The 22,847-nt window shown below is 70.7% G+C and carries 19 protein-coding genes and 3 pseudogenes; 9 read left to right on the forward strand and 13 right to left on the reverse strand.

Features of this window, described 5'->3' with window-relative positions:
* Positions 1-136: 136 nt before the first annotated feature.
* Genes WS92_RS07085 through WS92_RS07095 form a run of 3 tightly spaced genes read right to left on the reverse strand, consistent with a single transcriptional unit; the run spans position 137 to position 2,683 of the window.
* Positions 137-577, reverse strand: coding sequence for an SRPBCC family protein (locus tag WS92_RS07085; protein WP_059931759.1), 441 nt, complete (start codon positions 575-577; stop codon positions 137-139).
* 43 nt (positions 578-620) lie between these two features.
* Positions 621-1,463: a phosphoenolpyruvate hydrolase family protein gene (locus WS92_RS07090; protein WP_015603318.1), complete on the reverse strand. Its 843-nt coding sequence runs from the start codon at positions 1,461-1,463 to the stop codon at positions 621-623.
* Between the two features lie 2 nt (positions 1,464-1,465).
* Positions 1,466-2,683 (reverse strand): Tm-1-like ATP-binding domain-containing protein, encoded by a 1,218-nt coding sequence (locus WS92_RS07095; RefSeq protein WP_059931761.1) that lies wholly within the window; start codon positions 2,681-2,683, stop codon positions 1,466-1,468.
* A gap of 111 nt (positions 2,684-2,794) precedes the next feature.
* Here WS92_RS07095 and WS92_RS07100 point away from each other — a divergent pair, with 111 nt between their 5' ends.
* On the forward strand, positions 2,795-3,736 hold the full coding sequence (locus WS92_RS07100; protein ID WP_059931763.1) for a TetR/AcrR family transcriptional regulator: 942 nt from the start codon (positions 2,795-2,797) through the stop codon (positions 3,734-3,736).
* Positions 3,737-3,864: 128 nt separating this feature from the next.
* Here WS92_RS07100 and nadE read toward each other — a convergent pair.
* The 3 genes and pseudogenes from nadE to WS92_RS07115 form a co-directional block, all read right to left on the reverse strand.
* Positions 3,865-4,377, reverse strand: a pseudogene (nadE, locus tag WS92_RS07105) (NAD(+) synthase); the annotation flags it as partial.
* 84 nt (positions 4,378-4,461) lie between these two features.
* Positions 4,462-5,367: a DMT family transporter gene (locus WS92_RS07110; RefSeq protein WP_059931765.1), complete on the reverse strand. Its 906-nt coding sequence runs from the start codon at positions 5,365-5,367 to the stop codon at positions 4,462-4,464.
* A gap of 90 nt (positions 5,368-5,457) precedes the next feature.
* On the reverse strand, positions 5,458-5,643 hold the full coding sequence (locus WS92_RS07115; protein WP_006028849.1) for a hypothetical protein: 186 nt from the start codon (positions 5,641-5,643) through the stop codon (positions 5,458-5,460).
* Between the two features lie 213 nt (positions 5,644-5,856).
* Here WS92_RS07115 and WS92_RS07120 point away from each other — a divergent pair, with 213 nt between their 5' ends.
* Positions 5,857-6,615 (forward strand): DeoR/GlpR family DNA-binding transcription regulator, encoded by a 759-nt coding sequence (locus WS92_RS07120; protein ID WP_015602580.1) that lies wholly within the window; start codon positions 5,857-5,859, stop codon positions 6,613-6,615.
* A 229-nt stretch (positions 6,616-6,844) separates the two neighbouring features.
* The gene (locus WS92_RS07125; protein WP_009915356.1) at positions 6,845-8,644 is read left to right on the forward strand and encodes a phospholipase D-like domain-containing protein; all 1,800 of its coding nucleotides are present in this window, start codon (positions 6,845-6,847) and stop codon (positions 8,642-8,644) included.
* Between the two features lie 156 nt (positions 8,645-8,800).
* On the opposite strand, the gene WS92_RS07130 is transcribed toward WS92_RS07125, so the two are convergent.
* The 4 genes from WS92_RS07130 to WS92_RS07145 all read right to left on the reverse strand — a co-directional run bounded on the left by WS92_RS07130 (position 8,801) and on the right by WS92_RS07145 (position 12,307).
* Positions 8,801-9,475: a TetR/AcrR family transcriptional regulator gene (locus WS92_RS07130; protein ID WP_006028846.1), complete on the reverse strand. Its 675-nt coding sequence runs from the start codon at positions 9,473-9,475 to the stop codon at positions 8,801-8,803.
* Between the two features lie 90 nt (positions 9,476-9,565).
* On the reverse strand, positions 9,566-10,858 hold the full coding sequence (locus tag WS92_RS07135) for an NAD(P)/FAD-dependent oxidoreductase (RefSeq protein WP_015602759.1): 1,293 nt from the start codon (positions 10,856-10,858) through the stop codon (positions 9,566-9,568).
* Between the two features lie 150 nt (positions 10,859-11,008).
* Complete coding sequence (locus tag WS92_RS07140; RefSeq protein WP_059931767.1) at positions 11,009-11,338, reverse strand: type II toxin-antitoxin system Phd/YefM family antitoxin; 330 nt, start codon at positions 11,336-11,338, stop codon at positions 11,009-11,011.
* Positions 11,339-11,398: 60 nt separating this feature from the next.
* Complete coding sequence (locus WS92_RS07145; protein ID WP_059931769.1) at positions 11,399-12,307, reverse strand: LysR substrate-binding domain-containing protein; 909 nt, start codon at positions 12,305-12,307, stop codon at positions 11,399-11,401.
* A gap of 185 nt (positions 12,308-12,492) precedes the next feature.
* Here WS92_RS07145 and WS92_RS07150 point away from each other — a divergent pair, with 185 nt between their 5' ends.
* The 3 genes from WS92_RS07150 (at position 12,493) to WS92_RS07160 (ending at position 16,413) form a co-directional block, all read left to right on the forward strand.
* Entirely contained in the window at positions 12,493-13,512 is a 1,020-nt protein-coding gene (locus WS92_RS07150; protein ID WP_015603052.1) for a DUF1338 domain-containing protein, read from the forward strand.
* A gap of 54 nt (positions 13,513-13,566) precedes the next feature.
* Complete coding sequence (locus WS92_RS07155) at positions 13,567-14,787, forward strand: aminotransferase-like domain-containing protein (RefSeq protein ID WP_015603825.1); 1,221 nt, start codon at positions 13,567-13,569, stop codon at positions 14,785-14,787.
* A 114-nt stretch (positions 14,788-14,901) separates the two neighbouring features.
* On the forward strand, positions 14,902-16,413 hold the full coding sequence (locus WS92_RS07160) for an L-piperidine-6-carboxylate dehydrogenase (RefSeq protein ID WP_059931771.1): 1,512 nt from the start codon (positions 14,902-14,904) through the stop codon (positions 16,411-16,413).
* On the opposite strand, the pseudogene WS92_RS31445 reads toward WS92_RS07160, so the two are convergent.
* A pseudogene (locus tag WS92_RS31445) lies at positions 16,412-16,700 on the reverse strand (FAD:protein FMN transferase); the annotation flags it as partial. The gene WS92_RS07160 and the pseudogene WS92_RS31445 overlap by 2 nt on opposite strands.
* A gap of 28 nt (positions 16,701-16,728) precedes the next feature.
* Between WS92_RS31445 and WS92_RS07165 the strand changes: the two are divergent.
* Positions 16,729-16,941 (forward strand): annotated as a pseudogene (locus tag WS92_RS07165) (sensor histidine kinase); the annotation flags it as partial.
* A gap of 339 nt (positions 16,942-17,280) precedes the next feature.
* On the opposite strand, the gene WS92_RS07170 reads toward WS92_RS07165, so the two are convergent.
* Together WS92_RS07170 and WS92_RS07175 are read right to left on the reverse strand one after the other, a co-directional pair.
* Complete coding sequence (locus WS92_RS07170; RefSeq protein WP_009915346.1) at positions 17,281-17,859, reverse strand: hypothetical protein; 579 nt, start codon at positions 17,857-17,859, stop codon at positions 17,281-17,283.
* Positions 17,860-18,013: 154 nt separating this feature from the next.
* Positions 18,014-19,015 (reverse strand): LacI family DNA-binding transcriptional regulator, encoded by a 1,002-nt coding sequence (locus WS92_RS07175; protein WP_006028837.1) that lies wholly within the window; start codon positions 19,013-19,015, stop codon positions 18,014-18,016.
* A 226-nt stretch (positions 19,016-19,241) separates the two neighbouring features.
* On the opposite strand from WS92_RS07175, the gene ptsP reads away from it, so the two are divergent.
* Positions 19,242-21,797, forward strand: a complete 2,556-nt coding sequence (ptsP, locus tag WS92_RS07180) for a phosphoenolpyruvate--protein phosphotransferase (RefSeq protein ID WP_059931773.1) — start codon at positions 19,242-19,244, stop codon at positions 21,795-21,797.
* On the forward strand, positions 21,794-22,831 hold the full coding sequence (locus WS92_RS07185) for a 1-phosphofructokinase family hexose kinase (protein WP_015602773.1): 1,038 nt from the start codon (positions 21,794-21,796) through the stop codon (positions 22,829-22,831). The genes ptsP and WS92_RS07185 overlap by 4 nt, the downstream gene beginning before the upstream one ends.
* Positions 22,832-22,847 lie beyond the last annotated feature (16 nt).

Raw genomic sequence — 22,847 nt, forward strand, 5'->3', positions numbered from 1 at the left:
CGGCCAAAAAGGTTCCGGCTTTATCCGAGGGCCATTGCCAGAACCCGAGAAACGGCCGGCGGCGCGAACCGCCGGCAAGCCGCGCGCGATGCCCGCAACGGGCGCCGGCGCGGCGAAACATTGCGGCTGCGGCACGTCAGCGCGCCTGCAGCTTGTCCGCGAGCGAGCGAAAGCCCGCCGCGAACACGTGCTCGCTGATCGACGCGGCAACCGGCTGCAGCTCGACGCCTTCCGTCGTGAAGTTCGCCCACCACTGCGCGAACGTCTTGCCCGAATCGGTGACGGGGACGAGCTGCACGCCCGCGACATAGTTGCGCACCGGCATCGTCGATTCGACGATCGAGTATTCGAGCGCGTGATTCGGCTCGTCGAGCTTCAGCAGCTTCTCGCGCACGTAGCCGTCTGCAAGCGTGAGGTGGCGGATCGCGCCGACCGTGTAGGCGTCCGGGCCCGGCTCGAGGCGGCTCTCGACGATCGCCGGATGAAATGCGGCGAGGCCGTCGAAATCGCGCAAGAACGCCCAGACGCGCTCGATCGGCGCATCGATGACACTGCTGGCGAAGGAGGTGTAGCTCATGTCGTTCGGTTCCTCGTGGAGGCGCGCGCGTCGCGCGCGGGCGTCATGACGCGATGCGCCTGTCGATCTCCTTGAAGCGGCGCGTCATGTCGGTCAACGCGGTTTCGGCCGGCAGCCGCTCCATCGAGCTCGCGCCGTAGAAACCGTGGCACTGCGGACACGCGCGCAGGATGTATGCGGCGTCCTCGGGCGAAGCGATCGGCCCGCCGTGGCAGAGCACGATCACGTCGTCGCGCACCGATCTTGCCGCATCCGCCCAACTGCGCACGAGCGGCGCGCAATCGGCGAGCGTGCGCGCGGTGTTCGCGCCGATCGTGCCGCCCGTCGTGAGGCCCAGATGCGCGACGACGATGTCCGCGCCCGCCTCGGTCATCGCGATCGCGTCGGCCTCGCTGAACACGTACGGCGTCGTCAGCAGGCCCTTGCGGTGCGCGAGTCGGATCATGTCGACTTCGAGCGCGTAGCCCATGCCGGTTTCCTCGAGATTCGCGCGGAAATTGCCGTCGATGAGGCCGACGGTCGGGAAGTTCTGCACGCCTGAAAATCCGAGCCGCGCCAGCTCGTCGAGGAACGCGTCGAAGTTGCAGAACGGATCGGTGCCGTTCACGCCGGCGAGCACGGGCGTCGACTTGACGACGGGCAGCACCTCGCGCGCCATGTCGACGACGATCTCGTTCGCGTTGCCATACGCGAGCAGCCCCGCGAGCGAGCCGCGCCCGGCCATCCGGTAGCGGCCCGAGTTGTAGATCACGATGAGGTCGATGCCGCCCGCTTCCTCGCATTTCGCGGACAGGCCCGTCCCCGCGCCGCCGCCGACGATCGGCTCGCCGCGCGCGATGGTCGCGCGCAGTTTTTCGAGGATGTCGGCGCGTGAAAGTCTCTTCATCTTCAATTCCGGTGTGCTGCGTAAAGCGACAAGAAGTGTTCGACGGCGATGTCGGCGAACTGCGGATCGTTGATGTGCGCGGGCACGCGCACGAGGCGGCGGTTCTCCGTCTGCACGACGGTGGCTTCGAGCGCGGCGTGGAGCGCCGCGTCGGCTTCCGGGTTCCAGAACGCCTGGCCCGGCGCGTCGAGCGCCGAGACGCCGCCCTCGGGAATCAGGAAATGCACGGGGCCGTCGCACGCGTTGAGCTTCGCGCCGATCCATTCGCCGATCCGGCGATTCTCGTCGGGCGTCGTGCGCATCAGCGTGACCTGCGGGTTGTGCTTGTAAAGCAGCCGCTGCGCGTAGCGGGGCGGCACCGTGTCGATGTGGCCGAAGTTCACCATGTCGAGCGCGCCGCATGAGCCGACGTACGGCGCCTTGCTGCGCGCGATCGCGTCGAAACGATCTTCGCCGCACGCGAGCACGCCGCCCATCAGCAGGTCGCAGACTTCGGTGGTGGTGAGATCGAGCACGCCGTCGAGCAGGCCGCTGTCGGCGAGCTTTTCCATCGCGGGGCCGCCTTTGCCGGTCGCATGGAACACGATGCAGTCGAAGCGCGCGTCGAGCCGCGACGTGACCGCCTGGATGCACGGCGTCGTCACGCCGAACATCGTGAGGCCGAGCGCGGGCTTCAGGTCGGCGGGCAGCGGCCGCATGTCGCGCACCGCGCCCGCGATCATGTGCGCGCCGTTCGCGAGCACCTGGCGCGAGATCCGGTTCAGGCCGGCGATGTCCGCCACCGAATAGAGCATCGCGATGTCCGACGAGCCGATGTACGCGGACACGTCGCCCGACGCCATCGTCGAGATCATCAGCTTCGGCACGCCGATCGGCAGCGCCTGCATCGCCGGCGTGACGAGCGCCGTGCCGCCGGAGCCGCCGAGGCCGATCAGCGCGGCGACGTCGTCGCGGCTCCTGATGTAGTGTTCGAACGCAACCGCCATCGCGGCGATCGCGCGGCCGCGGTCGCCGCAGAACACGGCGGCCGCGCCGTCGGGGTGGTGCGCGGCGACGGCGTCCGCGCCGATGTCGGCCGCGAGCCCCGGCGCGCGGGTCGACAGGTCGACCACGACCGCCGAGAGCCCCGCGTCGGCGATCCGGTCCTTGACGAAATGCGCTTCCGCGCCCTTTGTATCAACGGTTGCCGCAACGTAGATCTGTTTACGGTGGGGTACCATTTGGTCTCCTTCGCCGATCGTTCGTTTGTCGCACGATGTACCGCGATTCGATTCCGCGATAACTTTAACACAGATGAGACGGCCGTCTCAGCGGTCGTCCTCACACAACACATGCCAACTCCCGTATCCGCACCGGAAACGCTGTCCGAAACGCGCGCGCAGACCCGCGAGCTGTTGCTGCAGACCGCGCTGTCGATGCTCGAACAAGGCTGGTTTCCGTCGATCACCGAGCTCGCGAACGCATCCGGCGTGTCGCGCGCCACCGCTTACCGCTATTTCCCGTCGCAGGCGGCGCTCGTCAGCACTGTCGTCGACGAGAGCCTCGGGCCGGTGCTGCAATGGCAGCCGACGTCGACGTCGGTCGAGGCGCGCGTGAACGAACTGCTCGACTTCGCGTATCCGCGCATGGAGCAGCATGAGGGCGCGTTGCGCGCCGCACTGCAGGTCGCGCTGCATCAGTGGGCGAACGAGCGTGCGCGGCGCGCGCAGGACGAGCCGAAGTACCGGCGCGGCAATCGCCGACGGCTGCTCACGCTCGCCGTCGAGCCGATGGTGCAGGCGGGCGTCGATCCGGCGGTGGCCGCGCGGCTCGCGCAGGCACTGTCGTTGCTTTACGGCACCGAGGCGATGGTCGTGCTGAAGGACATCTGGGGGCTCGACTTCCGGCAGTTCATGAACGTCATCAAATGGATGAGCTCGGCGCTCGTGCGGGCGACGCTCGCGCAAGCGAGCGGTGCGGCGGCGGGAGCCGCGGGCGCGGTGGCGGATGCGGTGGCGAGCGGCGCCGGCGCGGCGGCAGGGGCGGGAAGCGCGGAGAGCGCGCAAGCCGCGCGCGATGCCGGCGCGACGGCAGACGCTTCGCCGCAAGGCGGCGACCGCGCCTCTTCGGGCAGCACATCTTCGGGCAGCACATCTCCGGGGGGAGCCGCCACCGTGCAGGGCGGCACCGGCTCCGCGGGCGGCGCGGATCAGAACCGCGACGCCTCCGGCGCAAACATCGAGGGTCGCCCGCTCACATCGCCCGCTTCCGACGATGACAAGCGCGATGCCTGAATAGGCGACTCGGCCGGCGGCGCATGCGCCGCTGCGAGCTACGCCGCGGCGGTGCGGGGCGCGCGTCCGATCACGCTCCGGAGCGAAGCGACGGGACGGCGCCGAGCCGACGCCGATTCCGTGAGCGCTCACGCCGGGCGGTCCGGCCAGTCGAACATCGTATAAGGCAGCGCGCGCTTGTGGCGCGTCGCGTCGTAGAACCGAAGCACCGTCTTGGCGACCGCGTCGTCGGCCGGCTTGCCTTCGAGAAAATCGTCGATCTGCTCGCACGTGAGCCCGCACGCGTGCTCGTCGGGAAGTTGCGGACGCAACGTTTCCAGATCGGCGGTCGGCGTCTTTATCACGAGCTGCTCGTCGGCGCCCAGCGTGCGCGCGAGTTCGCGCACGCGGCGCTTCGTCAGGCCCGTGAGCGGCAGCACGTCCGCGCCGCCGTCGCCGAATTTCGTGAAGAAGCCCATCACCGGTTCCGCCGCGTGATCGGTGCCGATCACGACGCCGCGCCGCGCGCCCGTAACCGCGTATCGCGCGATCATCCGCTCGCGCGCCTTGATATTGCCGAGCACGAAGTCCTGATGTGCGTGGTCGAGATACGCGAGGCCGCCTGCCGCAAGCGTGGCGAGCATCGCGTCGGCGGCCGGTTCGGCCGTCGATCTGGCGGCCGGTCGCGGTTGCCGGTTGTGGGCGCGAGTCGCGGGCGTCAGTTGCGGCCGTCGACTGGGGGCGTCTCAGTTGCGGCGCGCGAGCGTGACGCCAGCGAGCGCGACCGCGAAGCCGGCGATCTGCAGCGGCACGAGCGTTTCGCCGAAGAGCGCGTAGCCCTGCAGCGCGGCGAGGGGCGGCGCGAGGAACAGCAGCGACGTCGCGCGCGCCGCTTCGCCCCGGCGCAGCATCGCCATCAGCAGCATCACCGCGACGCCGGACAGCATCCCGATGCCCCATGCGAGCGAGAGCCACAGCGCGGGCGCGCCGTGCCAGCGGGTTTCGCCGAGCGCGACGGCCGCCGCGCCGGCGACCATCGCCGCGCCGAGATTCTGCAGCGCGACCGCGGTGCGCAAGTCCGCTTGCGCGAGCGAGGTCTTCTGATAGAGCGAGCCGGCCGTGATCGATCCGACCGCGGCGAGCGCGATCGCGACGACGGCCCACGCGGGCGCGCCGCCTGCCGCCGCCGGCGCGGCGCCGAGCTTCGGCGCGAGCACGAGCGCGACGCCCGCGACGCCGAGCGCCATGCCGAGCCAGCCGCGTGCGGTGAGCCGCTCGCCGAAGAGCGGCGCGGCGAGCGCGGCGGTCGCGAGCGGCTGCAGCGCGCCGAGCAGCGCCATCACGCCGGCGTTGAGCCCTTGCGCGACGGCCCAGTAGCTCGCGCTCAGATAGACGCCTTGCAGCAGCGCGCCCGCGAGCAGATGGCGGCCCCATTCGCGCCGCGCGGGCCACGGCGCGCGCGTGGCGAGCGCGATGCACGCATAGAGGAGCGCGGTGCCCGAGAAGCGCGCGAGCAGATACAGGCTCGGATCGGCATACGGCTTGATCGCGCGCGCGACGATGAAGCCCGTGGACCACAGCGCGACGAACGCGGCGGCGGTGGCGGCGGAAGCGAAAGCAGGCATGCGAAACGGGCCGGACGACGCCGGCATGACGACGAAGCGGCCGAGTATCGCGCGCCGGCGCGCCGCCGTCTTGTCGAAATCTGCACTGCGGGCGGCTTGGGCCGAACGCGGTTCAGTTCAGTCGAGCGAGAACGTGTCGAGCGGCTGGTTCGCGCTGGGTTCGGTCGCGAAGCGCGCGCTCAATTGCCGGTGCAGCCGGCGCGCCTCTTCGAGCGTGAGATCGATCCAGTACGGGTCTCCTGCCGCGTCGTTGAGCCGCTCCGGCGGAAACTGGATTTCGAGAACAGCGCCTTTGCGATACATCGGTTCACCTCTGTCGGTTGGTTGGGGCGAGCGGCGAGTTTAGCAATGCGCGGCGAATCCGATTGCCGCACGGGGCGAAACACTGAATTGCTTGCAGGTTGCAGGCGAAGGCCGGCCGGGCAGGGCAGCCGGCGCGAAGCGCCCGCGCCGTACTACAATAGCCCGCCATTCGCCATCCACGCTCCGATCCGCGGCCCGGCCGCGCCGCGCGCCATGCTTGCAGAACAACGTCATCGCTACATCCTGACCGAACTCGGCCGTGCGGGCGCGTTGTCGGTCGCGCAGCTCGTGAACGCGCTCAACGTGTCGCGCGAGACGATCCGCCGCGATCTGAACGCGCTCGCCGCGCGCGGCCTCGTGATCACGACGCATGGCGGCGCGCTCGCGGCCGACCGGCAGGAGCCGAGCGTGTCCGAGCGCGACGCGTCGCACGCGGAGGCGAAACGCGCGATCGGCCGGCGCGCGGCCGAGTTCGTGCCCGACGGCGCGTCGGTGCTGCTCGACTCGGGCAGCACGGTCCACGCGGTCGCGCTCGCGCTCGTCGACCGCCATCGGCTGACCGTCTACACGAACGACTGGCGGATCGCCGGCGTGCTCGGCCGCCGCAACGGCAACCGCGTGACGCTGCTCGGCGGCGAGCTGTCCGACGACGAGGACGCGACGTTCGGCCTCGACACGATCCAGCAGCTCGCGCAATACCACGTCGATTTCGCGTTCGTCGGCGCGGGCGGGATCACGCCGGACGGCACGCTGACCGACTACTCGCGCGTCGTCGCCGAGGTGCGCGGGCGAATGCTCGCGGCGGCGGCCGCGCCGATCGTCGTCGCCGACCACTCGAAGTTCGGACGCGTGACGCCCGTGCGGATCAACGGCTCGGACGCCGCGCGCTTTCTCGTGACCGAGCGCGCGCCGGACAAGACGATGCGGCGGGCGCTGACGTCGCGGGGGCTCGAGCTCGTCGTCTGCGGATGAGCGCCGGTTCGCCGGCCGGGTGCGGCGAGCGTGCGATGCGCAAGATGTTCCGGCGTACCAGGCACTCTATTTTCCTGAAACCGGCAGGGTAGCGCGATGCGGCGCGGCGGGCGGCCGCGCCGAAGCCCGCGCGACACGGAAACTTCATCCGGATGTCACACGCGCGGCAAGCTCGCGTTGAACACTCGACGCTTTCACTTTGGAAGGCGATGAGCCGAGGAGGGCGGCGATGTCCGTCAGCGTGCGCAGCTATCTTTCCCCGACGTTGGTCCTGCTGGCCTTCGACTGGCCCGACGCGCAGCGGCGCGACGATTTTCTCGGCTTCGCGATCAAGCGCACGCCCGGCTTCTGGTCGGCGGACGGCAAGACCCGCGCCGCGACGAGCTGGCTGCCGAACCGGCTGACCTTCGACGGCCCCGCGGCCCACACGCAGGGCGATGCGCCGACCGACCAGGCGCCGATCCAGAAATTCATGTGGTGGGACGCACGGATCGATCCGCCCGATCGCGGTCAGACGTTTCGCTACGACGTCTATCCGGTCGTCGGCACGCCCGCGTCGCTGCAGGTGCTCGAAGCCGACGCGGGCGTGTGCGCGATCACGCTGCCCGCGCACGTCGAGGGCGGTGTCGGCACGTGGTTCAACCGCGCGGTGGTGAGCTCGCAGGCGTTCGCGAAGCAGGCCCGCGCGCTGCATCTGGCCGACGGCGCCGCACCGTCGCCCGACGCGGCGCTGCGCCTGCGCACGTGGCTCGCGAACGATCTGCAGGAGACCTTCGGGCTGATGCTCGGCGCCGACGCGCGGCGTGCGGCATCGGCCGTCTATCACCTGACCGATCCGCTGTGGGCGATTCCCGCATTCGACGCGTTCGGCCGCGCGCACGGCGCGGATGCGCTCGCGATCGTCTACGACGCGCACGAGACGAAGCGCGGCTCGGGCGAGCCGCCGCTGCCGTCGCCGAACCAGCCGGCCGTCGAGCAACTGACGGGCGTCGCGATGCTCGCGCCGCGCGACAAGACGCGGATCATGCACGACAAGTTCATCGTCGCGGGCGACGAGACCGGGCCCGCGCGCGTGCTGACCGGCTCGGCGAACTTCACGACCGAGGGCATCACCGAGCAGGCGAACGTGCTGCACACGTTCGAATCGGCGGCGCTCGCCGAGCTGTACAACGCCCGGGCGCGCGCGCTCGCGTCGAATCCGGGCATCGCCGAGACCGCGCGTCTCGCGCCCGGCTGGACGGAGCCGGTCGAGGTCGGCTCGGCGCGCGTGCGCGTGTCGTTTTCGCCGGAGCCGCGCGGCGTGCGCACGCAGATCGATACGATCGTCGACGCGGTTCGCGGCGCGCAGCATTCGGTCGCGTTTTGCCTGTTCATGCCGACCGACGCCGCGCTGCGCGACGCGTGCTTCGCGGCGGGCGACCGCGGGCTGATGATGTTCGGGCTCGTCAACGCGATCAGCGCGCGCGGCGCGCAGCAGGCGGATGCGGATCAGCGCGACGGCAAGACGCTCGACGCCGCGCGTCTCGCGAACCTGGAGCTGTATCACCGCAGCCGCTCGAATCGCGACGTGATCGACGCCGCCTACTTCTCGCCCGCGACGGTGCCCGACGGCTTCGAGCCGGAGCTGCGGCTCTTTCCGGGCGAAGCGCCGCCGCCGTATCCGCCCGTGGTCGTTCACCACAAGTTCATCGTGATCGATGCGGAAGGCGCGAACCCGATCGTCTACAGCGGCTCGGCGAACATGAGCGCGAACTCCGAGCACTACAACGACGAGAACCTGCTCGAGATTCGCGATGCGCGCGTCGCGGGGATCTATCTCGCGGAATTCCTGCGGCTTTACGAGCACTATCGTGCGCGCGCGCTGGCGATCGCTTCGCGTCGCGGCAACGGCTCGAGCGCCGGGGCGGCGGGTGCGCGCGGCGGCCTCGCGCTGCAGCCCGATTCGCGATGGGCGAAGAAGTATTTCGTCGACGGAAGCCCGGAGGAGAAGGCGCGGATCGCGCTTGCGGCGCCGGTGGCGGCGCGTTGACCGGATCGGGCGCCGGCGTCGGCATTTGCGTGCGCGTCGTGCCGCATCGTCGATGTGCGGCCTGCGGCCCGATTCGCGGTCGCAGGCCGGGAACGAACCGCATGACGATCGCCTCGCTCGGCGGCGCGCCGGCGCCGGCGGACGATCGGCCGGCGATCAGCGGGCAACGTAGCGCAACACGGTATCGGCGATCATCGCGCGATGCCGCGCACGCAGCCGCGGCGACGACGGATCGCGGCCGAACGCGGTGCCGAACGTATAGCGGTTCGCGACGCGATGAAAGCAGAACGAGCTGATGAGCAGATGCAGATCGAACGGGTCGACGTCGTCGCGGAACACGCCGCTTTCGACGCCGCGCGCGAGCAGTTCCTCGAGCGTCTTGATGATGCTGACGTTGCGGTTCTTGAACGACTTCAGTTGCTCGATGTATTTCGCGCCGTGAATGTTCTCGATCGTCACGAGGCGCACGAAATCGCGATGCTTGTCGTGATAGTCGAACGTGAATTCGACGAGCCGGCGCAGCCCTTCGCGCGGCTCCAGTTCGCCGACGTTCAGCTCGAGCTCGAGCGTGCGGATGTCGCCGTAGACCTTCTCCAGCACCGCTTCGTACAGCCCTTCCTTGCTGTCGAAGTAGTAATAGAGCATCCGCTTCGTCGTGTTCGTGCGTTCGGCGATCGCATCGACGCGCGCGCCCGACAGCCCCATCGCCGAGAACTCCTGCGTGGCGACGTCGAGGATGTTGCGCTTCGTCTGCTCGGGGTCGTATTTGCGGCGCGCCTCGTCTCGCCTCGCTTCGGCGTCGGGCGCTGCGGCCTTGCTTCCTTGTTTCATTTTGGCGTGATCGGACGGCGGTGATCGGACGGCGGCATGGTCGGCGCATTCTAGCACGCACCCCAAGCGGCTTTCGCCCGACTCCTGGCTCTAAAAGACGGGTTTGCCGGAGCGTGCGCAGCGGCGCGCGGCGAGCGCGTCGCGCGCCTCGCACGCGCTGTACGTGAGCTGCGCAGCGGCGAGCCCCGCGAGGCCGAACGTGCGCACGAGGCCGAACCTCGCGAAGCCGTCGGGCACGGGGCGCCCTTCGGCGAGCGCCGCCGCGAGCACTTCGCCCGCGACTGTCGTCGGCGCCATGCCGTGGCCGCCGAAGCCGACCGCGTGCCAGACGCCGTCCGCGTCCCGGCCGATCTGCGGCATCTTGTGGCGTGCGTAGCTCATGAGCCCGCCCCACGCGAACTGCACGGCGACGTCGCGCAATTGCGGATACACACGCAGCAGATCGCGCCTGAGCAGCCGCGCGATGGCTTGCGGCCCGCGTTCGAGCACGGAGATGCGGCCGCCCCACAGAATCCGGGTGTCGGCGAGCGGCCGGTAGTAGTCGAACGCGAAGCGGGTGTCGTAGACGGCCGATTCGCATGCGATCGCATCGGCGAGCCGCGCGCCGAGCGGCTCGGTCGCGATCACGTAGGTCGCGATCGGCAGCACCGCGCGCTCGATGCGCGGATACACGCCGCGCGCGTAGCCGCCGCCCGCAAACACGACACGACGCGCGCGCACCGCGCCGCCGTCGGTCGCGACGACGAAGCCCGCGCCGTCGCGGCGGATCGCGCGCGCGGCCGAATGCTCGTGAATCCGCGCGCCGCCTCGCGCGGCCGCCGCCGCGATACCGAGCACGTACTTCAGCGGATGGAAGTGGAACGCGTTGCGTTCGAAGAGGCCGCCGTGATAGCGCTCGGTCTTCAGCCGCGTGCGCAGCTCGCGATCGTCGAGCGGTTCCCAGTCGACGCCGAACGCCTCCTTCATCAGCTCGCGCGGCGCGCAAAGACGCGCCGGATCGTCGAACCAGTTCGCGAGGATCACGCCGCCGTCCACTAGCTCGCAGTCGATGCCGTAGTGCGCGGCGCGCGCGCGGATCAGGCCGACCGCGTCGATCGTCAGGCGATAGAGCGCGCGGGCGGACGCGGGGCCGAGCGTGCGCAGCAAGTCCGCGTTGTCGAGGCTGTAGCCGCCGAACACGAAGCCGCCGTTGCGGCCCGATGCGCCGAAGCCGACCGTTTGCGCGTCGAGCACCGCGATGTCGCGCACGCCGCGCTCGACGAGCCCGAGGGCCGTCGACAGGCCCGCCAGGCCGCCGCCGACGATGCACACGTCGACGTCGATGCGTTCGGCGAGCGCGGGGTAGGGCGTGCGCGTCACCGTGGCTTCGTAGTAGTTCTGCATGCGGTTGTCGTTCGGGCCGTTCGTGGCCGGTTAAGAGCGAATGATCCCACTATCGTATCGGTTGTCTTGCGCGCGATGAAGCAGCGTCTGCACGGATGGACGCAGGCGCATCGGACGCCTTCCGCCGCCGAAGCGCGGATCGTCCCTGCGTCAATCGATGCCGGAGCGAGTCACGGCCGGCGGCGGATCGGAGCCGCGGGCATCGGCGGCGGCATCGCCCGTCGCGGGCGCCGCACGTTCGGCCGCGCCGTCGGCGCCGGGAGCGCCGCCATCGCGCATCGGCGCCGCACCGGGCCGCTTCGCCTGCTCGCGCTCGAGCCGGTGATAGTGATCGAGCCGTCTCGCGTCGATCAGCGCGACGTACGCCGCGCCGTTCTTCGTGATGATCTTCTCGCCGCCGCCCCGCGCGTCGTCCGCCAGCTCGGAAAAGCGGGCGCGCGCGATGGACAGCGGCACGATGTCGACGATGCGAATGGTCATGATCGGTCTCGCGTGGCCGGCCTGCCGCCGGCCGATGAACGAATGAGCAGGAGGGTCGCGTCAGCTTATCGGCCGCGCCGGCGCGACGGAACCCAGCCATTCGGCCAACGCGACGAACGGCTCGCTGCCGGCGGCGGCGTCCGGCGCGACGAGGTAGTAGCCGGCGTCGCTCGGCAGCCGCCAGTCGAGCGGCGCGCAAAGGCGCCCCGACGTGAGTTCGTCGGCGACGAGCAGCTCCGGCATCAGCGCGACGCCCATGCCCGCGTGCGCGGCCGCCGTCAGCATCGTGAACAGCTCGTAGCGCGGCCCGCGCACCGCGCGCAGATCGTTGTCGAGTCCGTGTGCGCGAAACCAGTCGCGCCACGCGTCCGCACGCGTCGACAGGTGCAGCAGCGGCAAGTCGAGCAGCGCGTCGCGCGTGATCCGCCGCCCGTTCGCGTTCAGCAGCGCCGGACTGCAGACGGGCAGCATGTCGCCTTCGAGGAACAGCAGCCGCCCTTGCGTGCCGGGCCACAGCGCATGGCCGAAGTAGATCGCCGCGTCGAACGTCGAATCGCTGAACAGGAACGGCTCGGTGCGCACCGACAGGTTCACCGTGATGTCGGGCCGCAGCGCGCGGAATTGCGGCAGGCGCGGAATCAGCCATTGGCTCGCGAACGTCGGCACGACCGCGAGCTCGAGCGTCGCGCCGATTCCGCGCTGCGCCATCAGCTCGAGCGTGTCGCGCTCGATGCGCTCGAGGTTGCGCCGCACGAGCGCCGCGTAGTGGCGGCCGTGCGGCGTCAGCACCACCCGCTTCTTGATCCGCAGGAACAACGCAACGCCGAGCCGCGCCTCGAGCGACGTGATCTGGCGGCTGACGGCGCTTTGCGTGAGCGCCAGCTCGTCGGCCGCGCGGGTGAAGCTTTCGTGGCGGGCCGCCGCTTCGAAGACCTGCAGCGCCGCGAGGTTCGGAATGCCTTTTCGCATCGGCTGTCGAGCGATCGGAAAATCGCGAGTTGGTGAATTTCAGGAATGAGCTGGTGAGTTTATATCAATTGCCGGGCGGATTTTGCGCACCGAAAATCGACCCCGGACATTTCAGGCGCGCCGCCTCGCCGCCCGATAAGTGCCGCGCCCGCCGCCGCAACGACGCAAACCCACGGAACAACCCGATGAACCCGAATCTCGCCGCCTTGCTCGCCACCGTTTCCGATCAGCCGACCCTCGACGAGTTGATGCGGTTCATGCATGTTCCGACGTGCTTCGAGCGCTGCGAGCCGGGTGTCGTCACGCGCGCCGAGCTCGCGCAGGCGCTGAACATGGCGCTGTTCGCGGATCTGCTCGAACGGGTGCCGACGGGCCGCGCCTATACGCGCGACGTCGCGCTCGGCGGCGGCCGCGTGACCTTCGATCACGGCGCGCTGCGCACCGTGCGCTGGCCGTCGTGCGGCGCGCTGCCGCCTGGCGAGGCGGCGTTCACGCGAATCCTGCGCCCGCTCGGCTATCGGCTGAACGGCACGTATCCGCTCGAGCGCCTCAGGATGACGGGCCGCTCTTACGCGCATCTCGACGCGCCGCACCAGATCGCGCAATTCTTCGTGAGCGAGGTTCATCCTGAGCGCTTCAGCGCCGCGTTCCAGGCGGCCGCGACGAACGTGCTCGGCACCTCGGCCGATCCGCTGACGCCGCAGGCCGCCGCGACGCTCGCCGAGCTCGAGCGCGACGCATCGCTGCCGCTCGCCGACGCATGCGCGCTCCTGCCCGTGCTCGTGCGCTGCTTCGGCCGTCAGCATGCGAGCCCGGCGCTCGCCGACTACGAAACGCTGCTCGCCGAATCGGCGGAGATGGCGTGGATCGCGACCGAAGGCAACGCGTTCAACCACGTGACCGACCGGGTGCCCGACGTCGATGCGCTCGCCGCCGCGCAACGCGCGCTCGGGCGGCCGATCAAGCCGGCCGTCGAGGTGTCGCGCTCGGGCCGCGTGCGGCAGACCGCGTTCCGCGCGGACCCGGTCGTGCGCGCGTTCGTCGACGCGTCGGGCGCGCTCGTCGAGCGCGAGGTGCCGGGCTCGTTCTACGAATTCATCACGCGCGACACGGTCGCCGATGCGGAGACGGGCCGCCGTGCGCTCGATCTGAGCTTCGACGCGGGCAACGCAACCGGCATCTTCAAGATGACGGCCGCCGCCTGATCCGCCCGGCGTCCGATCCGCCTTTCGCCTGACTTCTCCCGCACCGGAGCCGCCATGACGCTCGCCGCCGCCGCTGTCGACTATCCGTTCGCCGCGCCGTTCGCCGATCCGCAGGGCTCGCCGATCCGCGAGCTGTTCAAGCACGTCGGCAAGCCGGGGATGATCTCGTTCGCGGGCGGCTATCCGTCCGCCGAGCTGTTCGACCGCGAAGGCATCGCGGCGGCGTTCGCCGACGCGACCCGCGACGATCCGGTGGCCTGCCTGCAATACGGCGACACCGCAGGCCAGCCCGGCCTGCGCGCCGCGCTCGCCGACTGGATGACGCGCGCGCGCGGCGTGGCGTGCGACGCCGCGCAGGTGCTCGTCACGACGGGCTCGCAGCAGGGCTTCGATTTGCTCGTGCGCGCGCTGATCGAGCCGGGCGACGTCGCGCTCGTCGAGGCGCCCGCGTATCCGGCCGCGCTGCAGGCGCTGCGGCTCGCGGGCGCGAGGCTCGTGCCGGTGCGCACCGATGCCGACGGCGTCGATCCGGACGCGCTCGCCGCGCAGCTCGCCGCGTGGCCCGCGGCCGAGCGCCGCCCGAAGCTGCTGTACACGGTGCCGACGTTCGCGAACCCGACGGGCGCGACGCTGCCGCCGGCGCGGCGCGCGCGGCTCGCGGCGCTCGCGGCCGACGCGCGGTTCGTGCTCGTCGAGGACGATCCTTACGCGGACCTGCGTTTTTCCGGCGAGCCGGTGAGGCCCGTGCTCGCGCACGACGGCGCATCGGACTGGACGGTCTATCTCGGCAGCCTGTCGAAGATCGTCGCGCCGGGCCTGCGGATCGGCTGGGCGGTCGCGCCCGCCGCGATCCTGCGGCGGATGACCGTGGCGAAGCAGACGAGCGATTTGTGCACCGCACCGATCGCGCAGGAGGCGATCCGCCGCTATCTGGAAAGCGGCCGGCTCGCCGCGCATTTGCGCACGATCGCGCAGACTTACGGCAGCCGCTGCCGCGCGCTCGTCGGCGCGCTCGCGCAATTCGTGCCGGACGAGGTCGAATGGCGCGAGCCGTCGGGCGGCATGTTCGTGTGGGCGCGCTTGAGCGGCGGCCGCGACGCGGCCGAGGTGCTCAGGCGCGCGCTCGAGCACAACGTGATGTACGTGCCCGGCGCGGCGTTCTACGCGCGCGACGCGGATGCGGGCAGCCTGCGGCTGTCGTTCGCCGCGCCGGGCGAAGCGGAGATCTTCGAGGGCGTGCGCCGGTTGCGCGCGGCGCTCGCGGCGCGCCGTTAGGACCAGGCCGAATGGCCAGTGCGCTTGCATGCGGCGCGCGAACGCGGTCCAATCGATTCATTCGCGGCGGCGACGCCGCACCGATCAACCCGATTCTGTTCTGAAGAGGAAGCGATGCAATTCAACGACATTCTCGCCGCGCTCGACGTCGATCTGTCCCGCTGGCAAGGCAGTGCGCTGACCGCCCGGTCGCCCGTCGACGGCGCGACGCTCGCGACGCTCGCCGCCGACAGCCCGGCGGACGCCGGGCGCAAGATCGACGCCGCGCATCAAGCGTTCCTCAAGTGGCGCACGGTGCCCGCGCCCGTGCGCGGCGAACTCGTGCGCGTGTTCGGCAACGTGCTGCGCGAGCACAAGGCGGCGCTCGGCCGGCTCGTCACGCTCGAGGCGGGCAAGATCGCATCCGAGGGCCTGGGCGAAGTGCAGGAGATGATCGACATCTGCGATTTCGCGGTCGGTCTGTCGCGGCAGCTTTATGGCCTGACGATCGCCTCCGAGCGCCCCGGCCACCGGATGATGGAGACCTGGCATCCGCTCGGCGTGTGCGGCGTGATCTCCGCGTTCAATTTCCCGGTTGCCGTATGGTCATGGAATGCGGCGCTCGCGTTCGTGTGCGGCGATCCGGTCGTCTGGAAGCCGTCCGAGAAGACGCCGCTCACCGCGATCGCGTGCCACGCGCTGTTCGCGAAGGCGGTGCGCGAATTCGACAGGACCCATCCGGGCGTCGTGCCGGAGGGGCTGCACCAGCTCGTGCTCGGCGGCCGCGACGTCGGCGAGGCGCTTTGCGCTTCGCCGAAGGTGCCGCTCGTGTCAGCGACGGGCAGCGTGCGGATGGGCATCGAGGTCGCGCAGGTGCTGAGCCGCCGGCTCGCGCGCAGCATTCTCGAGCTCGGCGGCAACAACGGGATGATCGTCGCGCCGAGCGCGGATCTCGATCTCGTCGTGCGCGCGGTCACGTTCGCCGCGGTCGGCACGGCGGGCCAGCGCTGCACGACGCTGCGCCGGCTGATCGTGCATCGCGGCGTCGCCGATCAATTGCTGCCGCGCCTCGAGAAGGCGTTCGCATCGGTGAAGGTCGGCGATCCGCTCGAAGCGGGCACGCTCGTCGGCCCGCTGATCGATCGCGCGTCGTTCGACGCGATGCAAAAGGCGCTCGCCGATGCGCGCGAGCAGGGCGGCGATGTCAAGGGCGGCGAGCGCGTCGAACTCGGTCATGCGCACGCGTACTACGTGCGCCCCGCGCTCGTACGGATGCCGAAGCAGACGGCCGTCGTCACGCGCGAGACGTTCGCGCCGATTCTGTACGTGCTCGTCTACGACGATTTCGAAGACGCGCTCGCGATCCACAACGGCGTGCCGCAAGGGCTGTCGTCGGCGATCTTCACGAACGACGTGCGCGAGGCCGAGCAGTTCATGTCGGCGGCGGGCAGCGATTGCGGGATCGTGAACGTGAACATCGGCACGAGCGGCGCGGAGATCGGCGGCGCGTTCGGCGGCGAGAAGGAGACGGGCGGCGGCCGCGAGTCGGGCTCCGACGCGTGGAAGAGCTACATGCGCCGCGCGACGAACACGATCAACTACAGCCGCGAATTGCCGCTTGCGCAGGGCGTGAAGTTCGACGTGTAAGCGGCGCGCCGGCGCGCGGGTCCATCGTGTGCGAGAGGCGCTCGCCGTCGAAGTCGGCCCAATGCCGGTAATCGCCGGACGTTGCGACAGCCGCGTCGACGAGATCGATCGCGCCCGTCGCGCCGCGCCGGTCGTGGTCGGGCGCTTCGAGCGCGATCGTCCACGGCGAGCCGTCCGGCTTGCGCCCGCGCGCGCAGCTCGCCGTCGATGCCGACGAGCCACGCGTCGATCGCGCGGCATGGCGACGGCAAAGCGTCGCGGATGTCCGATGCGCGGCGGGCGTCGATCATGTCCGGCGTGTCCGGCATGTTCGCGGCGGCGGCCGGGCTCGAGCGTTTGACGAAGCCGTTCGAACGCGGCGCGACGACGGCGAAGGGCAGCGGCCTCGGGCTTGCGATCGTCGACGCGATCGCGAAGGGCGCGGGCGCGTCGTTCGCGCTGCGCTCGCCGGCGCCGTGCGAGACGGACGGGGTTCAGGCGGTGGTCGAGGGGCTCGCGCTCGGCGACGATCGTGCGACGCGCCCGTGAGCGTGCAACCCGCCTGGCGAGGCGCGCTTCCCGATTGCCGTTCGCGCTGGGCGCGAAGTTCAGCGGGCAAGCGGCGGGCGCGGCCGGCCGGAAGAGCGCACAGGCGGTTCGCTTGCGCACCGCCCGAAAAAAGCTCGGGAACCATTCCGAGCCCTTTTTCCTGTCGCGATTCCGGCGCCGCGCCCGATCGGTTCGTCGGCGTTCGCGGCTGCCCGCGTCAGCTCGCCATGTGCGTTCGGCGAGCGCTTGCCGGGATCGGGGCCCGATGCGGGGCCCGATTCGCGGCGCGATAACGGGCGCCGACGGCGTGCCGCATTTCGTCGAGGCCGGCGCGCGGCGTCAGAACCAGCCGGATATCCATCCCGCGATGCCTTTGAACGTACTCTTGATGCTGTCCCACGCATTGCTGAGCCACGCGACGACATCCTTTACGACGCCCACGATGAAGCTCGTAATCTTGTCGAAAAGTTCGCTGAAGAAATTGCCGATCTTGTCCATCAAGGCGACGATCGGGTGCTGAAGTTCCGGGTGTTCCAGTCCGATTTTGATCGCCGTGTCGAAAATCTTGTCGATTCTCGCGTTGGAATCCTCCTTCGCCTTTTTCCTCTGTTCTTCCATCTTCTTCTTGAATTCTTCGACGGAAGCGGGAGACGCTCCTGAACTCTTCAGCGCCTCGGTTGCGCCGACGATGCCGGTCTCGATTCCGCTCGCTTCCTCCTGTCCGGACGATTGCGCGTCGATTTGCAGCCCTTTCAGCAAGTCGTTGTCCTGCGCTGAAAGCTTCGCGGAAGACGCCTGCGCGGCGGTGAAATAAGAGGCGAGCTGCTGCGAGGCGGCATAGCGGCGGGGCGATGCCTGATCAAGAGACGACTTGTAATGCGTGCGCATTTCCTCCAGAACGTCGGTAAATTGGCTCATTTTGTGGCTCCTCGGAAAAGCACGGATTGAATTTGAAAGCGAGAGCCGTGCCGATTATCTCTCGACTAAAGAGTAGGATTTATTCGTCGGTGAATACCTACCATTTTTGTTAGTTTGAAATTTTCAGGGGCGGGTATTTTGTGATGCCGGCTGCTTACGCGCCGTTCCGCGCGGCCGTCGACCCCCGCACGATCAACTCCCCCGGCAGCACCAGCGTGCGCGCGGACATCGCCGGATCGGCGAGCCGCTGCGTAAGCAGTTGCATCGCGTTCTTGCCGATCTCGTAGACGGGCTGCGCGATCACCGTCACGCCGGGCGTGACGAGCTCCGTCCATGCGTCGTTGTCGAAGCCCGCGAGCGCGACGTCGTCCGGCACGCGCGCACCGCGCTCGCGCAGCGCACGATACGCGCCGAGCAGCAGCAGGCCGTTGCTCGCGACGATCGCGTCGGGCCGCGCGGCCGCGTCGCCCGACAGCCACGCATGCACGCGCGCGTGCGCCGCCTGCGGATGCGGATCGACGAATTCCGCGTCGACGGGCAGCGCGTGGCGGCGCAGCGCGTCGACGAACGCCGCGTGCCGTTCGCGGCCCGTCGTGCTCGCGTTGCCGAACAGCCCCGCGACGCGCCGGTAGCCGCGCCCGACCAGATGCTCGGCAAGCCGCGCCGCCGCGTCGCGGTTGTCGAGCGTGACCGCGTCGGCCGCGCCCGCCGGCCCCGCGCGGTCGATCATCACGACCGGGAACGCGTGCGCGCGCGCGTCGAATTGCCGCGCGGCGTCGTATGTCGGCGAATAGATGACGCCAGTCACGCGCTCGCTTTCCATCAGCCGCAGGTACATCGCTTCCTTTTCCGGGTTCTCGTCGGTGTTGCAGAGGATCACGCGCATGCCTTGCGCGTATGCGGCGTCCTCGACCGCGCGACTTACCTCGGTGAAGAACGGGTTGCGCACGTCGGACACGATGAGGCCGATCGTCGCGGTTTCGCCCGAGCGCAGCCGGCGCGCGGCCGCGTTCGGCCGGTAGTCGAGCCGCTCGATCACTTCGAGCACGCGGCGGCGCACGGTGTCGCGCACCGGGCCGTTGTTCGACAGCACGCGCGAAACCGTCGTGACCGACACACCCGCCGCTTCCGCGACATCCTTGATTCGTAGCGCCATGACGACTGAAATCGATTTCTTTCCGGGATCGGTATTTACCCTGAATCTGGGCGACGGAAGCAACCCCCGGCGCAAGCGCCGGGGCCGCCCGCAGACAGGCCGTTTGCCTATTCTATCGGCGCTTGCCGCACATTTCACGCGGTTTCCCAAAATCGGGGAACGCTTGACGGTCAAAGTGGTATCGATTCCAATACGCACATTCCAACGACTCATCCCAGGAGACGCGATGCCGCCGTTGCTCACCGCGGAACTCGTCCGGCTCGGCGCGAAGGCCGACTCGAAACACGATGCGATCGGCCAGGCCGGCGCGCTGCTCGTCGCGGCGGGCGTCATCGAGCCCGGCTATGTCGACAGCCTGCACGGCCGCGAGCAGGTGTCGAACACGTACCTCGGCAGCGGCGTCGCGATCCCGCACGGGCTGCAGGAGGATCGCCACCTGATCCGCCGCACGGGCGTCGCGGTGCTGCAACTGCCGGACGGCGTCGAGTGGCAGGGCGGCGAGCGCGCGCGGCTCGTCGTCGCGATCGCCGCGCAGTCCGGCGAGCACATCGCGCTGCTGCAGCGCCTGACCCGGCTGATCGGCGATCCGGCGCAGCTCGAGCGGCTGCTCGCCGCGCGCGATCCGCAGGCAATTGTCGACGCGCTGAACGGCGCGCAGCCGGCGCGCGCGGCAAGCAGTGCAAGCGTAACGGGCGCGGCCGGTGGCGCGTCGGCCGCCGTCGCCGCGGCGACGCCCGCCGACTACGCGCACCAGCGCGAACTGATCCTCGACTATCCGCACGGCTTGCACGCGCGGCCCGCGAGCGCGTGGGTCGCGACCGCGAAGCGCTATCAGGCGGCGCTGCGCGTGCGTTGCGGCGAGTTCGCCGCCGATCCGAAGAACCTCGTCAGCCTGTTGCAGCTCGGCGCGACCGCGCAGGCGCGGCTCGTCGTGTCCGCGCAGGGCGTCGACGCGGCCGACGCGCTCGCCGCGCTCGCGCGCACGATCGAAGCGCTCGCCGCCGAGGAGCATGCGCGCGCGGCGGCCGCGCAGGCGCGCCGGCAGAGCGCGCAGCCGGCGCTGTGGACGCCCGAGGACCCGGCGACCGCGTTCGAGGGCATCGGCGCGGGGCCGGGCCTAGTGACGGGGCCGGTGCGCGTGCTGCGCGCGACGCGCGTCGACGTCGAGGACCGGCCGGGCGACACGCTCGACGCGTCGCATCGGCTCGAGCGCGCGCTCGCCGATACGGCGGCCGAGCTTGACGCGCTCGCGCGCGAGACGGCGTCGCGGCTCGGCGCGGCCGAGGGCGAGATCTTCGTCGCGCAGCGCGAGCTGCTGAACGACGCCGGGCTGCTCGACGAGGTCGTGCGGCTGATCGTCGACGGGCACGGGCTCGCGTGGGCGTGGCATCGCGCGACCGAAGCGCAGGCCGGGCGGCTCGCCGCGCTCTCCGATCCGCTCCTCGCCGCGCGCGCGACCGATTTGCGCGACGTCGCGCGGCGCGTGCTGCGGCATCTCGGCGAGACGGGCGACGGCGCGGCGGCGGGCGGCGCGGGCGCGCCGTCGATCCTGATCGCCGAAGATCTGACGCCGTCCGACACCGCGCAGCTCGACCCGGCCGTGACGCTCGGCTTCTGCACGGTCGCGGGCGGCCCGACGTCGCACACGGCGATCCTCGCGCGCACGCTCGGCGTGCCGGCGGCGGTTGCGTGCGGCGCGACGCTGATGGGCGTCGCCGACGGCGCGTGCGCGGTGCTCGACGGCAACGCGGGGCGGCTTTACGTCGGCGTGTCGGCGCGCGATGCCGAGCGCGCGCGGCAGGTCGAGCAGCGCCTGGCCGACGAGCGGCGGCGCGCGAGCGCGAACCGCGCGCTGCCCGCGGCGACGCTCGACGGCCACGTGATCGAGATCGGCGCGAACATCACGCGGCCCGCGCAGGTTGCGGACGCGCTCGCGCAGGGCGCGGACGGCGTCGGCCTGATGCGCACCGAGTTCCTGTTCCTCGAGCGCCGCGACGCGCCCGACGAGGACGAGCAATACGCGTGCTACAAGCAGATGGTCGACGCGAGCGGCGGCCGGCGGCTCATCATCCGCACGCTCGACATCGGCGGCGACAAGCAGGTGCCGTATCTGAACCTGCCGCACGAAGCGAATCCGTTCCTCGGCGTGCGCGGGCTGCGCTTGTGCCTGCGGCGGCCGGATCTCTTCGTGCCGCAACTGCGCGCGCTGTATCGCGCGGCGAAGGCGGGGCCGCTCTGGATCATGTTCCCGATGGTGTCGACGCTCGACGAGGCGCGCGACGCGCTCGCGCTCGCCGAGACCGTGCGCGCCGAGCTCGACGCGCCGAAGGTGCCGCTCGGCATCATGGTCGAGACGCCGTCGGCCGCGGCGCTCGCCGATCACTTCGCGCAGGTCGTCGATTTCTTCTCGATCGGCACGAACGATCTGACGCAATACGTGCTCGCGATCGACCGCGAGCATCCGGAGCTCGCGCGGCTCGCCGAGAGCCTGCATCCGGCCGTGCTGCGGATGATCCGGCAGACGGTCGACGGCGCGCGCCGTCATCGCAAGTGGGTCGGCGTGTGCGGCGGGCTCGCGGGCGATCCGCTCGGCGCGTCGATTCTCGCTGGCCTCGGCGTCGACGAATTGTCGATGAGCGCGCGCGACGTCGCCGCGGTGAAGACGCGGCTGCGCGGCGCGCGGCTCGACGCGCTCGCGGCGCTCGCCGCGCGCGCGCTCGACTGCGCGGACGTCGACGCGGTGCGCGCGCTCGATTCGGCCGAGATCCGGGCGGCCGCATGACGACCGTCGTGACCGTGACGCCGAATCCGGCGCTCGACCAGACCGTGCGCGTGCGCAACCTCGCGCTCGGCGACGTGAACCGCGCGGAATCGCTCGAATTCAACGCGGGCGGCAAGGGCGTGAACGTCGCCGGGTGCCTCGCCGACTACGGGATCGCGACGATCGCGACCGGGCTGCTCGGCGCGGACGACGGCGCGGCGTTCGACGCGATGTTCGCCGACAAGCAGATCGCGGACCGCTTCGTGCGGATCGCGGGGCGCACGCGGATCAACGTGAAGCTCGTCGACGATGCGCGCGGCGAGACGACCGACATCAATCTCGCGACGTCGCGGCCGACGGCGGCCGATGTCGCCGCGCTCGAGCGCCGGATCGTGGAACTCGCGGCGCCCGGCTGCTGGGTCGTGCTCGCGGGCAGCCTGCCGCCGGGCGTCGATGCGTCGTTCTACCGGCGCGCGACGCGCGCGCTGCACGACGCGGGCGCGCGCGTCGCGCTCGACACGAGCGGCGCGCCGCTCGCCGACGCGCTCGCGGCGGGCGACCCGCGCGAGCTGCCGGACCTCGTGAAGCCGAATCTCGCGGAGCTCGAGGCGGCGCTCGGCCGCGCGCTCGCCGGCGACGACGCGATCGTGCGCGCCGCGTGCGAGCTGGCCGCGCGGGGGATCGCGCACGTCGTCGTGTCGCTCGGCGCGCAGGGCGCGCTCGGCGTGGCGGCGGAATTCGGCGCGGATGTCGATGCGAACGTCGCCGCGCCGCGGCCGACCGCCTACCGGATCTTCCGCGCGACGCCGCCGCGCGTGCCTGTCGCGAGCACGGTCGGCGCGGGCGATGCGTTCGTCGCCGGGCTCGTCGCGAGCCTGACGGAAGCGCGCGCCTGGGGCGACGCGGGCCGCCGCGCGACCGCGTTCGCGGCCGCGAAGCTCGCGCGCGTCGGCCCGCACCTGCCCGGGCGCGCGGCGCTCGACGCGCTCGCCGCGCAGGTCGAAGTCGACACCTTCACGCTGGCCGCCGAAGCGGGCGGCGCCGTTCATTCATAAACCGGGCAGGCCGGAG

The sequence above is a fragment of the Burkholderia sp. MSMB1588 genome, from assembly GCF_001546925.1.
Taxonomy (GTDB): domain Bacteria; phylum Pseudomonadota; class Gammaproteobacteria; order Burkholderiales; family Burkholderiaceae; genus Burkholderia; species Burkholderia humptydooensis.

What these genes read in the sequence shown, in the direction of transcription:
- WS92_RS07085 (WP_059931759.1), bottom strand. Translation starts at nt 577, where the DNA reads ATGAGCTACACCTCCTTCGCCAGCAGTGTCATCGATGCGCCGATCGAG.
- WS92_RS07090 (WP_015603318.1), bottom strand. Translation starts at nt 1,463, where the DNA reads ATGAAGAGACTTTCACGCGCCGACATCCTCGAAAAACTGCGCGCGACC.
- WS92_RS07095 (WP_059931761.1), bottom strand. Translation starts at nt 2,683, where the DNA reads ATGGTACCCCACCGTAAACAGATCTACGTTGCGGCAACCGTTGATACA.
- WS92_RS07100 (WP_059931763.1), top strand. Translation starts at nt 2,795, where the DNA reads ATGCCAACTCCCGTATCCGCACCGGAAACGCTGTCCGAAACGCGCGCG.
- WS92_RS07110 (WP_059931765.1), bottom strand. Translation starts at nt 5,367, where the DNA reads ATGCCGGCGTCGTCCGGCCCGTTTCGCATGCCTGCTTTCGCTTCCGCC.
- WS92_RS07115 (WP_006028849.1), bottom strand. Translation starts at nt 5,643, where the DNA reads ATGTATCGCAAAGGCGCTGTTCTCGAAATCCAGTTTCCGCCGGAGCGG.
- WS92_RS07120 (WP_015602580.1), top strand. Translation starts at nt 5,857, where the DNA reads ATGCTTGCAGAACAACGTCATCGCTACATCCTGACCGAACTCGGCCGT.
- WS92_RS07125 (WP_009915356.1), top strand. Translation starts at nt 6,845, where the DNA reads ATGTCCGTCAGCGTGCGCAGCTATCTTTCCCCGACGTTGGTCCTGCTG.
- WS92_RS07130 (WP_006028846.1), bottom strand. Translation starts at nt 9,475, where the DNA reads ATGAAACAAGGAAGCAAGGCCGCAGCGCCCGACGCCGAAGCGAGGCGA.
- WS92_RS07135 (WP_015602759.1), bottom strand. Translation starts at nt 10,858, where the DNA reads ATGCAGAACTACTACGAAGCCACGGTGACGCGCACGCCCTACCCCGCG.
- WS92_RS07140 (WP_059931767.1), bottom strand. Translation starts at nt 11,338, where the DNA reads ATGACCATTCGCATCGTCGACATCGTGCCGCTGTCCATCGCGCGCGCC.
- WS92_RS07145 (WP_059931769.1), bottom strand. Translation starts at nt 12,307, where the DNA reads ATGCGAAAAGGCATTCCGAACCTCGCGGCGCTGCAGGTCTTCGAAGCG.
- WS92_RS07150 (WP_015603052.1), top strand. Translation starts at nt 12,493, where the DNA reads ATGAACCCGAATCTCGCCGCCTTGCTCGCCACCGTTTCCGATCAGCCG.
- WS92_RS07155 (WP_015603825.1), top strand. Translation starts at nt 13,567, where the DNA reads ATGACGCTCGCCGCCGCCGCTGTCGACTATCCGTTCGCCGCGCCGTTC.
- WS92_RS07160 (WP_059931771.1), top strand. Translation starts at nt 14,902, where the DNA reads ATGCAATTCAACGACATTCTCGCCGCGCTCGACGTCGATCTGTCCCGC.
- WS92_RS07170 (WP_009915346.1), bottom strand. Translation starts at nt 17,859, where the DNA reads ATGAGCCAATTTACCGACGTTCTGGAGGAAATGCGCACGCATTACAAG.
- WS92_RS07175 (WP_006028837.1), bottom strand. Translation starts at nt 19,015, where the DNA reads ATGGCGCTACGAATCAAGGATGTCGCGGAAGCGGCGGGTGTGTCGGTC.
- ptsP (WP_059931773.1), top strand. Translation starts at nt 19,242, where the DNA reads ATGCCGCCGTTGCTCACCGCGGAACTCGTCCGGCTCGGCGCGAAGGCC.
- WS92_RS07185 (WP_015602773.1), top strand. Translation starts at nt 21,794, where the DNA reads ATGACGACCGTCGTGACCGTGACGCCGAATCCGGCGCTCGACCAGACC.